Below are 14,450 nucleotides of genomic sequence, written 5' to 3' on the forward strand. Positions count from 1 at the left end.
AGCCGATCTCTGTCTGACGGGCTAGAGATGGTCGCTTTCAAACCCTTGAGCCATCAACGAAACCTTGACAACGTCCTAGCGTAGGAAGCTATCAACCAGCCAGAGTACTAAGAAGGTAATAACAGTGATGATCTTCTCTTCGGTCAACCCGACTGCCAGAATCGGTGCCTGGAAGAAGGGAACCAAGAGGCTACCCAACAAGAGGCCGCACAACAGCCCGGCCAGGGTCAGGAGAAAAGCCCGCCCAAACTTACGCTCTTTGCGATTGAGGAAATAAAGACTAAATCCAATGCCCAGGGAGAGGGTCAACTGCAAAATCCCACCTTCCTGAGCGGGGAAGAGGAGACTGAGGCTGCTGAGAACCGTGAATAAACCCGCAGGCCAGAGAATATCTCCCCGGCTGGGGGTGTCTAGAAACCCCCTCAACCAGGCCGGGGATTGATGACTCAGCGATACGGGGGGACTGGGAGGAGGCTGCACCAACCGCTCCGGGAACCGGATGCGTTCTGGAACCTTGATTTTACCTTCCTGTCGCATCCGTAGCCGATCCATCAATACGGCATCGTAGGCAGCTTCAATGACATCCGCCTGTTTGCGATCGCCACAAAACTCTTCGAGCAGACGACTCCGAGCGGTCTGCACTTCATCAAAGGAAGCCTCTTCCGAGACCCCTAGCGTTTCGTAGGGACTTTGCTCACTCATGGGTCTTGCTTGCACCTCTTCTCAAAACTAACCTAGGGCACCATCGGTTCACAAGCACCCGTGCAAAAAAACGCCAAAACCTTTGCCATTCCTACGACTATATATTTAACAAACGTTACATTCAGCTCAGGCAAAGGCTCCTGTGGGCTGGTAGCAAATATTTGTTCAGGATGGGTATTACTTCTATCATGCCCCCTACCCTCAGACAATGCCAACTGTGGGCTTGACGCAAGGGTTATTGGCGCGCTCTCCTCTGGAGCTTATTGATCGGCCTCCGGCCATTGCCCCTAAGGCTCCCAACTTTTCAGCAGTGATCAATGATCTGTGATGTTGATAGGGATAGCCTACCGCCATGAATGCCGTCAATGCCCGGTTTCGGCAAGATAATTGGCTAGAATCCTGAGTACATTGCTTATATTGGGGATAATTTCAGAAGAGTGCATGAAGTTGACGTAAAGTTTTAATCAAGCTTTGCCATGCGTTCATCAACTCTTGACTGAATTTAACGTAAGGTTACAGACATGGTTTCTGCAAAGATTCTCGTCGTTGATGATGATCCAGCAATTCGCAACCTGATTCATCGCTTTCTGGCAAAGCAGGACTATCAAATGGAAGCTGCCGGGGACGGCAAGACCGCCCTCAGCCTCTTTGAACAGTTCAACCCAGATTTGGTGATTCTTGATGTGAATCTCCCCGATGCCACTGGCTATAACCTCTGTCAACAAATGCAGAGTCGCACCGGTGTATTTGTGCTGATGCTAACCAGCCGTACCGATGAGGCTGACAAAATCCGTGGCTTCACCCAAGGAGCTGATGACTACATTACCAAGCCCTTCAGCTTGGGAGAACTAGGGGTGCGGGTTGCTGCGATTTTGAAGCGCCAGCGCATTGTCACCACGGCGTCGCAGCAGTGTCTGATTTTTGAACAACTGATGATCGACCCGGTACGCCGGGAAGTGCGCCTCAATGATCAGATGGTGCTACTCACCGCCCTGGAATTTGATCTGTTACACTTTCTCGCCAGTCACCCAGGGCGGGTCTGGCGGCGTGCCGAGCTGATTCAGGAAGTGTGGGATTATGACTATGTCGGGGATCAGCGGGTTGTCGATGTGCACATTGGGCAGATTCGTAAAAAAATTGAAGTTGATGCGGAGCAACCGGCCTTAATCCAAACAGTTCGGGGGGTGGGGTATAAGTTTGAGGCTCCGAGAGCGATGTCGCAGCAACGGAGTAGTTGATCGCAGGAGCAGATGCCGTCTCCTGCGATCGCAGACTTAAAAGCTAGAGAGAACGATTTGGGCGGCTTCTAAGGTGCGGTCAATCTCAGCATCGGTATGGGCCAGGGAAGTAAATCCAGCCTCGAATTGGGAGGGAGCTAAATAAATCCCCTGCTCTAACATCCCCCGATGGAAGCGACTAAATTTTGCTAGATCAGACTTCTTCGCGTCTTCATAGCTATGAACCGGGCCAGGGGTAAAAAACAGGCCGAACATACCACTGATATGGCCCCCACAGACGCGATGGTCCGCATCGCGAGCAATCTGGAGTAGACCTGCCACTAACTTGCCTGAAATCCGATCAAGATGCTCATAGGTGCCCGGTTGACGCAGCAACTCTAGGGTTTTAATCCCCGCTGTCATGGCAAGGGGATTGCCAGAAAGGGTTCCGGCCTGGTACATCGGCCCTGCGGGAGCCACCAGCGCCATAATCTCCCGGCGACCACCATAGGCTCCCACAGGCAGCCCGCCACCAATTACCTTCCCCAAGGTCGTCAGATCTGGGGTAATGCCAAACTTTTCTTGGGCCCCACCATAGGCAATACGGAACCCCGTCATCACCTCATCGAACACCAGCAGGGCTCCATATTCTTGGGTAAGTTCCCGTAAGCCCGCTAGAAAACCGACATCAGGGGGAATAAAACCAGCGTTGCCCACTACGGGTTCTAAAATCACCCCGGCAATCTGGTCAGGATGCTGATCAAACAAGACCTTGACGGCTTCCAGGTTATTGTAGGGAGCGGTGAGGGTACTGCTGGTGGTACTCTTGGGTACCCCAGGAGAATCGGGCAACCCCAGGGTGGCAACCCCAGATCCGGCTTTCACCAGAAACATATCGGCATGACCGTGATAGCAGCCCTCAAATTTGATAATTTTCTCCCGTCCGGTAAAGGCTCGCATCAGCCGCAGTACGGACATACAGGCCTCGGTACCGGAATTGACAAACCGCACCATTTCAATACTAGGAACGGCATCAATCACCATTTCTGCCAAGGTATTTTCCAGAACACAGGGGGCACCGAAACTCGTCCCTTTTTCCAGTGCTTCCTGCAAGGCTTTGATCACCACGGGATGGGCATGACCACAGATGGCTGGTCCCCAGCTGCCCACATAGTCAATGTATTGATTGCCATCCACATCCCAGAGGTAGGCACCCTGAACTCGGTCAAAGACAATGGGCTGCCCACCCACGGATTTAAACGCTCGCACGGGAGAACTCACCCCTCCCGGCATTAGTTTTTGGGCGGTGGTAAAGATTTCTTCTGATTTGGTGGTTTTAAGGGTCGTGCTAATCAAAGGTCTCTCCTTATCGAGCGAGGGCTGGATCGCGCCAATACTTATTTAGTGCTATGGAGCCTCAAGTAGGGGTGAGGACTAGGGTATTTAATTCACCATGATCACCATTAGTTGAATATCCTACCCCAGCCAAGTGGACGACGGAGAAATGGTATGTTGGATTCAGTCAGCCCCTTCCTGATTGTCTGGGCACTTGCTGTTGCTAACCATGTCATCTCTTCCTCCGATTGCTCTGACGGCTGCGATTCCAGTGGATGCCATTTGCTACGATGAGCGGGGGCTAGTGCCTGCGATTGTGCAGGACTACCTAGATGGCACGGTTTTGATGATGGCTTGGATGAACCGGGACGCTATCCAAAAAAACCCTGGAAACTGGCCAAACCTGGTTCTGGAGTCGATCGCGCCAAGCACTATGGCCCAAGGGATCGACCTCCGGACATCTGCAACAGGTGAAGACCCTGCGCTACGACTGTGACAGTGATGCATTACTGATTGGGGTGGAGCAGGTCGGGGATATTGCCTGCCATACCGGGGAGCGCAGTTGCTTTCACCGCCTTGACCAACAGGTGGCTTCTCCTCCCGCTGATACCCTGTCCCAGGTTTTTGCCATTATTGGCGATCGCCAACAGCATCCCGTGACGGACTCCTACACCTGTAAGCTACTGGCCGGGGGGGACAACAAAATTTTGAAAAAAACTTGGTGAAGAAGCAGCGGAGGTAGTGATGGCCTGTATGGAGGATGACCCCGACGCGATCGCCTCGGAAGTCGCTGACCTGTTCTATCATGCCCTAGTGGCTCTCGCCCATCACCAGGTTGATCTCAAGGCGGTCTATCGCCAACTTCAAGGGCGGAAGCGCTAAGGGACGGATGGCTCCTCGACCCCGTAAACGCTTTGGGCAGCACTGGCTGCGCAGCGATCAGGTTCTGAACCAAATTGTCCAAGCGGCTGATCTGAGTCGGGGCGATCGGGTCTTAGAAATTGGCCCCGGCACCGGGCTGCTAACCAAGCGCCTGCTGCCCCTAGTTGCAGCATTGGTGGCGGTGGAAATTGATCGGCATCTGTGCGATCGCCTGAGTAAACAATTCCGGGGACGCGACAATTTTTTGCTGTTGGCGGGGGATTTTTTATCCCTGGATCTGGCGGCCCACCTGGGAGATTTTCCGGCCTTTCAGCATCCCAACAAAGTCGTTGCCAATATTCCGTACAACATCACAGGCCCAATTTTAGAGCGACTGCTGGGCAGCATTGCCCAACCGGTTCCCCAACCCTTTGCCACCATTGTGTTGCTGGTGCAAAAAGAAGTGGCGGAGCGACTCACTGCTCCACCGGGTTCCCGAGTCTACGGTGCCCTATCGGTGCGGGTTCAGTATTTAGCCAATTGTGAATGGATCTGTGGGGTGCCAGCCTGTGCCTTTGAACCCCCACCGCAGGTGGATTCAGCCGTGGTGCGGTTGTGCCCCCGCCCCCTGGCAACCCCAGCTTTAGATCCGCGCCGCTTAGAAACCTTGATTCAGATGGGGTTTGCCAGTCGCCGCAAGATGCTGCGGAATAACTTAAAAGCCGTGATTGAACCGACGGATTTGACCCGCTACCTGGAAGAATTAAAGGTAAATCCCCAAGCCCGTGCTGAAGACCTGAGCCTACCCCACTGGATTGCCCTGAGCAATCTCTTATCTGGGGTCAGCTGACCCTATCCAACGATTCCCATGCACCCTTACTCGCTGCTGGCTGCTGCTAAAATCAACCTCTACCTGGAAATTCTCGGCGATCGCCCCGATGGCTACCATGAACTGATTATGGTGATGCAAAGTGTGGCCTTGACGGACCAGATCGATCTGCATCCCAATGGGACTCAGTTGTTCCGTATTCACTGTGACCATCCCCAAGTCCCCACGGATCAAAGCAACCTTGCCTATCGCGCTGCCCAGCTGATGGCAACAGAATTGCCCCAAGCCTTTGCCCAGTTCGGTGGAGTTGACATTACCATTCATAAGCAGATTCCGGTGGGCGCTGGCCTTGCAGGGGGGTCTGCCAATGCTGCCGCCGTCTTGGTTGGACTGGATCTGCTCTGGAATCTGGGCTTAACCCGGAGTGAATTACAGGCCTTGGGGGCGCACCTGGGTTCCGATGTGCCGTTTTGTATTGCCGGGGGGACGTTATTGGCAACCGGGCGGGGCGAAGCCTTGGCTCCCTTGCCTGATGTGCATCTGTGGGTGGTGTTGGGGAAATACCGCAGTCTGTCGGTGTCCACCGCTTGGGCCTATCAGACCTATCGCCAGCAATTTCAGAGTTCCTATGTCTGGGATCTCAGTAGCTTAGAGACCCGGAGACAGCGGGTTCACTCCGGAACCATGATCAACGCCATCGCCCATGGAGACAACCCCCAGATTGCCCAACTGTTGCACAATGATTTAGAGCGGGTGGTTTTGCCAGCCCATCCCTCGGTTTTGCAGCTCCGAAAGGTCTTTCAAGAGGCTGGAGCCCTAGGCACTATGATGTCCGGCTCTGGCCCCACGGTGTTTGCCCTGGCAACCTCCCAAACCCAAGCCCAGCAGATCCAACAACAGGTGCAGTCCGTGTTGCCCGATCCCGATCTACAGCTCTGGGTAGCACCGACCACCTCCACTGGTATTCAATTGCTTGCCTCAGGTACCCGTAATGACTAACCCCACACCCACGCCTCCCTCCTCCAATTCGGCGGCGACGCTACCGAACCCCTGGCATTGTTTGGGCGGTTCTTTGGTGAGTGGGGCGATCGCCTTCGGCATGTACCACCTGACGCTGCGGATTGCCCTCAGGTTTGCCCACCAGGGATTGCACTCCCATAACATGATCGTGATCAACATCACGGTGGCGCTGCGAACCCTGATTGTGGGCTTAAGTGCCCTCGGAACCGGGATTTTTGGCTTGGTGTCTCTGGGGCTCCTGGGTCTGGGGTTGCAGGTGTTACAGCAACGCCTGCGCCCGACCCCCCCAGACTCAGCAAGTGAGCCGGATGCAGAGCCGTGATCGTTGCAGCAGGGTGGCAGCTCTTTAGGGGAGCAACCACCTCAGATCTCCTAAGCGGCGATCGCCCGCCGATAGCAGTCTAGCGCCTCGGCATCCCGGTGGAGCAGCAACAACACATCCCCCATCAATCGATAGGTGGTAAGGGCATCTGGCTTGAGTTCTAGCACCTTCTGATAGGCCTGGAGGGCATCCTGGAATTGGCCTTTTTTGCGCAGAACATCCCCCAAGCTCTTATAGGCTGCCTGATTATCAGTTTGGAACTCAATACTCTGCCGATACGCAGCGATGGCTTCATTAAACCAACCGTTTTTTGAAATAGGCAGCCCCCTGAAGCAGATAGAGGAGAGCCGAATTGGGTTTGAGTTCAATGGCTTGCTGGTAAGCGGCGATCGCCGCGTCCCACTGTTGGTGCTTTTGCAGTACATCCCCCAACTTGGTATAGAACCCAGCAGACCAGTCGGTTTTGAGTTCAGCTGCTTTCTGGTAGGCAGCGATCGCATCGGCAATGGAAGTTTCCCGCAGCGCCAGACAATCCCCCGCCTCTTTGTACACAACCGCAGGCCAATCTGATTTCAGTTCCAATGCCTTTTGGTAGGCAGAGATAGCCCGATCAATCTGGTTGAGTTCCTGAGCCGCTTGCGCCAGCTTCAGGTAAGGAGTAGGCAATTGGGGTTTGAAGTCAACGATGCGCTGGTAGCACTGAATGGTTTCAGCCCAGTTCTGTTGGGAGCTATGGATGGAGGCTAACTTCTGCAACGCTTGAAAGTAATTAGGCTTGAGCATCAGGGCGCGGCGATATCGCAGGATCGCAGTCTCTAGGTTGCCCTGCTGTTGCAGTTCAATTCCCTCACTGACCTCGTTCTTGGCTTTTTCGAGTAGTGTTTTGGCTGGCATTTAATCTTGACCTCCAAACAAAGCATTTGAGATGACTTAACGTAACAGTAACGTAACAGCATCGATCACGGATGCGGTTGACGGGGGGAGACAGTCCATCGTTGCTCAGATGGGTTCAACTGTGTCGGCACTGCTGCCCTGTCCGGAACCCTCCGTCACCCACCTGAATTTAACTACAGCTCCAACCCGAGCCGGATCGGAAACTGCCACACCCGCGGATCGTTTTATCCCGCCGCTGGGTCAGCGTATACACAACAACGTCCCTTCGGATCCCCTGACCCCATGGGGTAGGTAGCAAGCAACGAAGTGAGAGGAGTGCAGATGCGCGGAAAATTACTTACCATTCCAGAGCGGCTTTTCCTAGCGGCAGTGATTACCTTTTCCCTCAATATTTTTTGGGGGGTCTATACCTCATCCATGCCTCGTCAGCCCTTGACACCTGTCTCACAGCGAGCGTTGCAAAATTTCATGAGTGCCAAATTGCAGATGGGGCAAGGGTTGCTGCAACGTCTCCTGCCTCCCTGGTCGATGGGCGGATAGGGCGGTCAGCGCTTAAAACTGGCGGAGAAATCGCAGGTCACTGTTGTATAGGCGGCGAATATCATCAATCTGATGGAGTACCATGGCGAGTCGCTCCACTCCAAATCCGGCGGCAAACCCTGTATAGATCTCTGGGTCATAGCCCACAGACTTAAACACATGGGGATCAACCATGCCGCAGCCCAGAACTTCCAACCAGCGGCCTTTCCACTGCACATCTACCTCAGCAGAAGGCTCGGTAAAGGGGAAATAGCTAGGGCGAAATCGGATGGGCACCTCGCCAAATAAAGCTTCCAGGAATACCTTGACTGTGCCTTTGAGATCGGTGAAGGTGAGCCCTTCATCCACCGCCAGAATTTCGACCTGGTGAAAAACAGCTGAATGGGTGGCATCCACCGTATCCCGGCGATAGCAACGACCTGGAGCCACAATCCGCACCGGAGGGTCATTGTTTTCCATGTACCGGATCTGCACATTGGAAGTGTGGGTACGTAGGAGATTGCCGTCGGGGAGGTATAAGGTATCTTGCATATCCCGCGCCGGATGATCGGGGAGGAAGTTCAGTGCCTGGAAGTTATAGTAGTCCGTCTCCATCTCCGGGCCTTGAGCCACGGTGTACCCTAACCCCATAAAAATATCCAACACCTGATCAATGGTGCTATTCAAGGGGTGTACCCGTCCTTGGGCTGCGTACACTCCCGGCATCGTCACATCAAGGGTTTCAGCGGCCAATTGCGCCTGAATTTGGGCGGTCTGTAGGGTTGCCCGTTGCTGATCGAGGGCCTGTTGTAGAGCTTCTTTCACCTCGTTGGCGAGGGCACCGATGCGCGGGCGATCGCCGACTGCCAACTTCCCCATCCCTCCCAGTACTTGCGCCAGCTGCCCTTTTTTACCCAGGTATTTCACCCGCAACTGCTCCACCTGCTCCAGCGCTACGGTTGGCGTGAGGGTATCCGCAAGGTGAGCGAGGGCTTGCTCTGCATCTTGGCGCAGGGCAATGAGTTGTTCCTCCAAGTTCGGGGGCAAAGTAGTCATGCAGGGAATTCATCTTGACATCAACAAGGTTTCAGGCAACAAATGCAGGGTTGATCAACAAATGCAGTTGCCTACTGCTAGTTTAGAGGCCAGAGCCCTGTTTTCACCAATCTGCAATTGAAATGAAATTACTGATTAGTAATGACGACGGTGTCGTTTGCTCTGGGAATTCGCACCCTAGCCAATACCCTGGCGATCGCGGGTCATGACGTGACGGTGGTTTGCCCCGATCGAGAACGCTCAGCAACGGGCCATGGTCTGACTCTCCATAAGCCGATTCGCGCCGAAGTTGTAGAGGATGTTTTTCACCCCGCCGTGCGCACTTGGGCCTGCTCGGGTACCCCTTCCGACTGTGTGAAGCTAGCCCTGTGGGCGCTGCTGGAGAGTCCACCCGATTTTGTCCTCTCTGGGATTAACCACGGTGCCAACCTAGGAACCGATGTGCTCTATTCCGGCACGGTTTCGGCGGCTATGGAGGGGGTAATTGAAGGGATTCCTAGCATTGCGCTGAGTCTCACAAGTTTTACATTCCAGGAGTTTTTACCCGCCGCCCAGTTCGCCCAGCGGTTACTCAGCCATTGTCACAAGTACCCTCTGCCAGCAACGATGCTGCTAAACGTCAATGTCCCCGCCGTGCCTGCATCTGAAATTGCCGGGGTGACGATGACACGACTGGGGGTGCGCCGTTACCAGGATGTGTTTGAAAAACGCACCGATCCTCGGGGGAAAACCTACTACTGGTTAGCTGGGGAAGTCGTGGAGGAGGTGCCGGACACTGCAGGATCTGATGTCGCTGGGCTCGATACCCAAGCCATCCTCGATCGCTATATTACGGTCACCCCCCTGCACTTTAACCTCACGAGTCTAGAGGGGTTAACTCAACTGCAAGATTGGGGGGCGAATTTTTGGGATCGCCCCTGACCAGGGTAGGTCAGATGATTTCCCTGTGGATCAGCTTCCGAGATGCCTAAAGGAATGCTTTCTTCTTTTTAAGATTCAATTAACCAAAGGGTAGACTATTGCAGAAGAGAGTACCTTATGGGCAGCACAAAGTACTCTGACACTAGCCCATGTTATGCATGCAAGATCAATTTTCTGTTCATTTTTGGGGCGTGAGGGGTAGCATCGCTTGCCCAGGGATCGAGACCGTGCGCTACGGGGGCAATACCCCCTGTGTGGAGATGCGGGTGGGAGGCCAGCGGTTAATTTTTGACGGCGGGACGGGTTTACGGGTGTTGGGGCAAAACCTCCTGTCCCAAATGCCTCTGGAAGCTTATCTTTTCTTTACCCATACCCACTGGGATCACATCCAAGGGTTTCCGTTTTTTGTCCCGGCATTTGTCCCTGGCAATTGCTTTCATATCTACAGTCCTTTGGCCATCAATGGCTCCACCATTGAACAACGCCTCAATGACCAGATGCTCCACCCTAATTTCCCGGTGCCATTACAAATTATGGGGGGAGATCTGAAATTTTATGACCTCGCCCTAGAGGAAGTGGTGCAAATTGGCCCGATCACGGTGGAGAATATCCCCTTGAATCATCCGGGACGATCGGTGGGCTACCGAGTCAGCTGGCAGGGCCATGTGGCTGCCTATGTTACGGATACAGAGCACTATCCCGATCGGCTGGATGAGAATGTACTCCGACTGGCGCAGGATGCGGATGTGTTCATCTACGATGCTACCTACACCGATGAAGAGTACTACAATGCCAGCAATGGTAAGGTAGGCTGGGGTCACTCCACTTGGCAGGAAGCAGTGAAACTGGCGCAGGCGGCCAATGTCCAAAAGTTGGTAATTTTTCACCATGACCCGCTCCACAATGATGCGTTTCTGGATCAAGTCGGTGTCCAGGCAGCAACGCTCTTTCCCAATACGGTCATGGCTCAGGAAGGAATGGCGCTGCAACTGCTGCCGTGATGTTACCCAGATGGGGTTGGTTTCAGACCCCTGAGAACGCGAGAAAATTACTGCCCGTCGCCTCAACCCGAAAGAAGTGTGTAAAAATGTAAAGCGTGTGGGTCACTTCTTCTCTTACTACCGCGCTAACGCCAACCACCGTTGCCCTGGGGAATTTTGATGGGGTGCATCGGGGACATCGCCGTGTGATTCAACCGATTGTTGTAGACTCTCTATCCCCTGCTGCCAGTGGCGGCAAGCGGTTGCCAGGAGACTCCTCACCAGGTGCCTACAGTGGAGGCGATACTTCTACTTCTCTCAGCGGCACAGAGGGATGTGTCGGCTTGATTGCACCCGCTGCGGTGAGTGCCCATCCCTATCCGACGGTGGTCACCTTCCATCCCCATCCCCAAGAATTCTTCTCCGGTGAATCCCGCTTGTTGCTGACCCCCTTCGACCAAAAAGTCCTGCAATTGCAGGCTCTAGGGGTGGAACAACTGGTGCAACTACCCTTTGATCGAGAATTGGCAGATCTCAGTCCCTCAGCGTTTGTGGAAACAATTCTCGTCAATCAGTTACGAGCCACCCAAATCAGTGTGGGAGAAAATTTCCAGTTTGGCTGCCAACGGTCGGGAACGTCCCGCGATCTGCAAATGATCGCGGGACGTTATGGGATTGAGGTGATGATTGTACCCATTCAAACCTGTGAACACGCAGCCATCAGTAGTTCCAGTATTCGCCAACTCCTGCAAGAGGGAGCGATCGCCGCTGCCAATTACCTTTTGGGCTATGACTACTGCCTGGTGGGGACGGTGGTACCGGGGGCACAGTTAGGACGTACCCTGGGTTTCCCCACGGCAAATTTGCAGATCCCTGGGATTAAATTTCTGCCCCGACAGGGAGTTTACGCGGTTCGGGTCACCAGTTCCACCCTGAAGCCCGATCTAGGAACCCTTTCAGGGGTAATGAATCTGGGCTTTCGTCCCACGGTCGATGGTCACCAGCAGGTGATTGAGGTGCATCTCCTGGATTGGTCAGGGGATCTCTATGGGCAAACCCTGGTGGTGAGTTTGGAGCAGTTTTTGCGACCGGAACAAAAATTTTCGACTCTAGACGACTTGCAGGCGCAGATCCAGTTAGACTGTAGGGCAGCCAGAGCCATACTGATGCCCCCTCGATAACCCCTCCTTGGTTTTCCTCTATGAGAGACCGGATTGAATTACTGATCCAGCATTTGGGTCAAACGATTGTGGGTAAGCAGGATGCCATTCGCCTGATTTTAGTTGCGTTTCTGTCGGGTGGTCATGCCCTGTTAGAGGATGTACCAGGGGTGGGGAAGACCCTACTGGCTAAGACCCTGGCTCGCTCCATCGAAGGCCGATTTCAGCGGATTCAATGTACCCCTGATCTCTTGCCCTCTGATATTACAGGCACTAACATTTGGAACCCTCGCAGCGGAGAGTTTGAGTTTTTACCGGGGCCAGCCTTCGCCAATGTGCTATTGGCGGATGAGATTAATCGGGCCACCCCTCGCACCCAATCGGCCTTATTAGAAGTGATGGAGGAACGCCAGATTACGGTGGATGGAGTGACTCGCTTGGTTCCGAGTCCATTTTTCGTCATTGCCACCCAGAATCCTATTGAGTATCAGGGAACCTTTCCCCTCCCAGAAGCCCAGATGGATCGCTTTACCCTTGCCTTTAGCTTGGGTTACCCCACGGAGTTGGAAGAGTTACAGATGCTGCAACGCCTCCAGGGGAGAAGTGGCATGGAGGAGCTGAAGCCCTGTCTCTCCCTCGCCGATGTGCAAGAATTACGGCAATGCTGTGCTCAAGTTGCCGTGAAGTTACCCCTCCAGCAGTACATTGTCGATTTAGTCCGAGCCACCCGTCAGGATGAGGCGGTACTCCTCGGGGTTAGTCCCCGGGGTGCAGTAGCACTGCAACGAGCCACTCAAGCCTTGGCCTTTTTAGAGGATCGGGACTTTGCGATCCCGGATGATGTGAAGTTCTTGGCCACCCATGTTTTAGCTCACCGCATGATTCCTGCGGCCGGTAAAAAGACCCAGCAGGTGGTTGAACGCCTGCTCCAATCTGTTCCAGTTCCCTAGCGCTGATGTCTGGTAACTGCGTTTCCCCCCATGTCTGGCAAATCCGCCCTTGGTTCCTTCATCCTTGGGCTGGGCTGTTGGTTGGGGTGATCGGCTTAGGGGTTGAGAGTGCCCTAGGGCTAAAACCAGCTCAAGCACAGATCTCCAGTTATTGCCAACAATCAGCAGCAGCGATCGCCCAAAAAGATCTCCTGCGCCAAGCGGCGGCAACCGGAGATCCCAGTGCAGAGGTGCAGTATCGTGCTCTTGTTGCCAATCATGCTGAAATGCTTCGCCGCTGTCGGGCTCAAGTTTGGCCCCAGAATACGGCCACCTGGCTGCGCCTGTACGCCTGTGATACCAAACCAGGGGTACTAGAGTCGGTACTAGATCGCATTGTCGATCGGGGGTATAACCAGGTTTACATCGAAACATTTTACCACGGGCGAGCCTTGCTTCCGGCAGCCAACAACCCCACCGTATGGCCCTCTCAGATTAATACCCCAGGACTGGAGCAGGCAGACCTACTGGCAACCGTAATTCGCAAAGGCCATGAGCGGGGTCTCAAAGTCTATGCCTGGTTGTTTACCATGAACTTTGGCTATCCCTACTCCCAGCGCCCTGACCGTCAGGCGGCACTGGCTCGGAATGGTCTCAGTCAGGACAGTCTAATGGCCACCAGTGACTTGACCATCGATGTGGGGGCGGGAGAGTCGGATGCGACGTTTATTGATCCCTATAACTCCCTCGCTCAACAGGACTATCGCCAACTGGTGGCGGCGATCGCCCAACGACGACCGGATGGGGTACTTTTTGACTACATTCGCTATCCCAAAGGCGCGGGGGGAGCCTCTGTTGCCCGGCGGGTGCAAGATCTCTGGATCTATGGCGAAGCTTCCCAAATGGCATTGCTGCAACGGGCGTTAAATCACAAGGGGCAGGAATTAATTCAACAATTCCTCAGCAAAGGCTATATCACGGCGGCTGATCTCGCCCTTGTGGATAAGCACTACCCCCAGGAAGCAGAACCACTTTGGCAAGGTCGTGTGCCCAATACCAAAGGCACCTTGCCCTTGGAACAACGGCGGATACAACTCCAATTTGATTTATGGCAGTTGAGTCTGGCCCATGCCATGCAGGGTATTGTAGACTTTTTAAGCTTGGCCGCTTTACCAGCACAGCGGCAGGGAATTCCCGTTGGGGCGGTGTTTTTCCCTGGTGGCAACCAGAGTATTGGCCAGGGATACGACTCTCGCTTACAACCCTGGGATCGCTTTCCCAAGGGGATTGAGTGGCATCCAATGGTCTACTCTACCTGTGGAGAAGACACCCGCTGTTTGGTGGATGAACTCAATCGTGTGATCCAGCAGGCATCCCCTGGCACCCAAGTGCAACCCGCATTAGCGGGCATCTGGCAGCAGTCGATCCGTGACCACCTGCCCCTGGAAATTCAGATGCAGGCCATCCGGCAGGTGGCTCCCCAAATTAATTCCGTCAGTCATTTTGCCTATTCCTGGCAAGAGCCGAAGTCAGACTCCGATCGCCGCTCCTGTCGGGTGCCCTAGCGACCCATCAAGTTTTTTGAGGAGTTGAAAACCCCTCAAACACTAACCTCCTTGGAACCTCTTGCTCCATCCACTCAAGATTCACCGAGGAAGAGGGAGCTTGAGACACTCGGAAAAGATTATGGCATTCTGGGATCAAG

At 54.0% G+C, this 14,450-nt stretch carries 14 protein-coding genes and 2 pseudogenes; 11 read left to right on the top strand and 5 right to left on the bottom strand.

Features of this window, described 5'->3' with window-relative positions; translation table 11 throughout:
* Nucleotides 1-75: 75 nt before the first annotated feature.
* Nucleotides 76-702, bottom strand: a complete 627-nt coding sequence (locus DO97_RS11400; RefSeq protein WP_036533474.1) for a CPP1-like family protein — start codon at nt 700-702, stop codon at nt 76-78.
* A gap of 521 nt (nt 703-1,223) precedes the next feature.
* Between DO97_RS11400 and DO97_RS11405 the strand changes: the two genes are divergently transcribed.
* Complete coding sequence (locus DO97_RS11405) at nt 1,224-1,940, top strand: response regulator transcription factor (RefSeq protein WP_036533477.1); 717 nt, start codon at nt 1,224-1,226, stop codon at nt 1,938-1,940.
* 36 nt (nt 1,941-1,976) lie between these two features.
* Here the strand turns inward: DO97_RS11405 and hemL are convergent, their stop codons facing one another.
* Complete coding sequence (hemL, locus tag DO97_RS11410; protein ID WP_036533479.1) at nt 1,977-3,275, bottom strand: glutamate-1-semialdehyde 2,1-aminomutase; 1,299 nt, start codon at nt 3,273-3,275, stop codon at nt 1,977-1,979.
* A gap of 208 nt (nt 3,276-3,483) precedes the next feature.
* Here hemL and hisIE point away from each other — a divergent pair.
* The 4 genes and pseudogenes from hisIE (at nt 3,484) to DO97_RS11430 (ending at nt 6,286) form a co-directional block, all read left to right on the top strand.
* Nucleotides 3,484-4,136, top strand: a pseudogene (gene hisIE, locus DO97_RS31145) (bifunctional phosphoribosyl-AMP cyclohydrolase/phosphoribosyl-ATP diphosphatase HisIE).
* Nucleotides 4,137-4,143: 7 nt separating this feature from the next.
* On the top strand, nt 4,144-4,965 hold the full coding sequence (gene rsmA, locus DO97_RS11420; protein WP_036533481.1) for a 16S rRNA (adenine(1518)-N(6)/adenine(1519)-N(6))-dimethyltransferase RsmA: 822 nt from the start codon (nt 4,144-4,146) through the stop codon (nt 4,963-4,965).
* Between the two features lie 18 nt (nt 4,966-4,983).
* On the top strand, nt 4,984-5,943 hold the full coding sequence (gene ispE, locus DO97_RS11425; RefSeq protein ID WP_036533483.1) for a 4-(cytidine 5'-diphospho)-2-C-methyl-D-erythritol kinase: 960 nt from the start codon (nt 4,984-4,986) through the stop codon (nt 5,941-5,943).
* Nucleotides 5,936-6,286: a DUF3082 domain-containing protein gene (locus tag DO97_RS11430; protein ID WP_036533484.1), complete on the top strand. Its 351-nt coding sequence runs from the start codon at nt 5,936-5,938 to the stop codon at nt 6,284-6,286. Before ispE ends, DO97_RS11430 begins: the two co-directional genes overlap by 8 nt.
* Nucleotides 6,287-6,336: 50 nt before the next feature.
* Here DO97_RS11430 and DO97_RS26530 read toward each other — a convergent pair whose 3' ends face one another.
* Both DO97_RS26530 and DO97_RS11435 read right to left on the bottom strand, forming a co-directional pair.
* Nucleotides 6,337-6,654, bottom strand: a complete 318-nt coding sequence (locus tag DO97_RS26530; RefSeq protein ID WP_072016428.1) for a tetratricopeptide repeat protein — start codon at nt 6,652-6,654, stop codon at nt 6,337-6,339.
* Entirely contained in the window at nt 6,581-7,180 is a 600-nt protein-coding gene (locus tag DO97_RS11435) for a tetratricopeptide repeat protein (protein ID WP_036533485.1), read from the bottom strand. The genes DO97_RS26530 and DO97_RS11435 overlap by 74 nt, the downstream gene beginning before the upstream one ends.
* Before the next feature lie 321 nt (nt 7,181-7,501).
* Here DO97_RS11435 and DO97_RS11440 point away from each other — a divergent pair, with 321 nt between their 5' ends.
* The gene (locus DO97_RS11440; RefSeq protein ID WP_036533486.1) at nt 7,502-7,720 is read left to right on the top strand and encodes a hypothetical protein; all 219 of its coding nucleotides are present in this window, start codon (nt 7,502-7,504) and stop codon (nt 7,718-7,720) included.
* 12 nt (nt 7,721-7,732) lie between these two features.
* Here the strand turns inward: DO97_RS11440 and pheS are convergent, their stop codons facing one another.
* The gene (gene pheS / locus DO97_RS11445) at nt 7,733-8,746 is read right to left on the bottom strand and encodes a phenylalanine--tRNA ligase subunit alpha (protein WP_156120543.1); all 1,014 of its coding nucleotides are present in this window, start codon (nt 8,744-8,746) and stop codon (nt 7,733-7,735) included.
* A gap of 131 nt (nt 8,747-8,877) precedes the next feature.
* Here pheS and surE point away from each other — a divergent pair.
* From surE to DO97_RS11470, 5 genes and pseudogenes are all read left to right on the top strand, one after another.
* Nucleotides 8,878-9,676: pseudogene (gene surE / locus DO97_RS11450) on the top strand (5'/3'-nucleotidase SurE).
* Nucleotides 9,677-9,825: 149 nt separating this feature from the next.
* The gene (locus DO97_RS11455; RefSeq protein WP_036533526.1) at nt 9,826-10,677 is read left to right on the top strand and encodes an MBL fold metallo-hydrolase; all 852 of its coding nucleotides are present in this window, start codon (nt 9,826-9,828) and stop codon (nt 10,675-10,677) included.
* 95 nt (nt 10,678-10,772) lie between these two features.
* Entirely contained in the window at nt 10,773-11,837 is a 1,065-nt protein-coding gene (locus DO97_RS11460) for a bifunctional riboflavin kinase/FAD synthetase (protein WP_036533490.1), read from the top strand.
* Nucleotides 11,838-11,857: 20 nt separating this feature from the next.
* The gene (locus DO97_RS11465) at nt 11,858-12,766 is read left to right on the top strand and encodes an AAA family ATPase (RefSeq protein ID WP_036533492.1); all 909 of its coding nucleotides are present in this window, start codon (nt 11,858-11,860) and stop codon (nt 12,764-12,766) included.
* Between the two features lie 5 nt (nt 12,767-12,771).
* A complete protein-coding gene (locus tag DO97_RS11470; RefSeq protein ID WP_156120541.1) occupies nt 12,772-14,310 on the top strand; it encodes a family 10 glycosylhydrolase in 1,539 nt (512 codons plus the stop codon).
* The last annotated feature ends 140 nt before the right edge of the window (nt 14,311-14,450 follow it).

This window comes from Neosynechococcus sphagnicola sy1 (assembly GCF_000775285.1).
GTDB lineage: Bacteria > Cyanobacteriota > Cyanobacteriia > Neosynechococcales > Neosynechococcaceae > Neosynechococcus > Neosynechococcus sphagnicola.

Excerpts from the sequence above, each read along its gene's own strand:
- DO97_RS11400 (WP_036533474.1), bottom strand. The coding sequence starts at position 702 with ATGAGTGAGCAAAGTCCCTACGAAACGCTAGGGGTCTCGGAAGAGGCT.
- DO97_RS11405 (WP_036533477.1), top strand. The coding sequence starts at position 1,224 with ATGGTTTCTGCAAAGATTCTCGTCGTTGATGATGATCCAGCAATTCGC.
- rsmA (WP_036533481.1), top strand. The coding sequence starts at position 4,144 with ATGGCTCCTCGACCCCGTAAACGCTTTGGGCAGCACTGGCTGCGCAGC.
- ispE (WP_036533483.1), top strand. The coding sequence starts at position 4,984 with ATGCACCCTTACTCGCTGCTGGCTGCTGCTAAAATCAACCTCTACCTG.
- DO97_RS11430 (WP_036533484.1), top strand. The coding sequence starts at position 5,936 with ATGACTAACCCCACACCCACGCCTCCCTCCTCCAATTCGGCGGCGACG.
- DO97_RS11435 (WP_036533485.1), bottom strand. The coding sequence starts at position 7,180 with ATGCCAGCCAAAACACTACTCGAAAAAGCCAAGAACGAGGTCAGTGAG.
- DO97_RS11440 (WP_036533486.1), top strand. The coding sequence starts at position 7,502 with ATGCGCGGAAAATTACTTACCATTCCAGAGCGGCTTTTCCTAGCGGCA.
- DO97_RS11455 (WP_036533526.1), top strand. The coding sequence starts at position 9,826 with ATGTTATGCATGCAAGATCAATTTTCTGTTCATTTTTGGGGCGTGAGG.
- DO97_RS11465 (WP_036533492.1), top strand. The coding sequence starts at position 11,858 with ATGAGAGACCGGATTGAATTACTGATCCAGCATTTGGGTCAAACGATT.
- DO97_RS11470 (WP_156120541.1), top strand. The coding sequence starts at position 12,772 with ATGTCTGGTAACTGCGTTTCCCCCCATGTCTGGCAAATCCGCCCTTGG.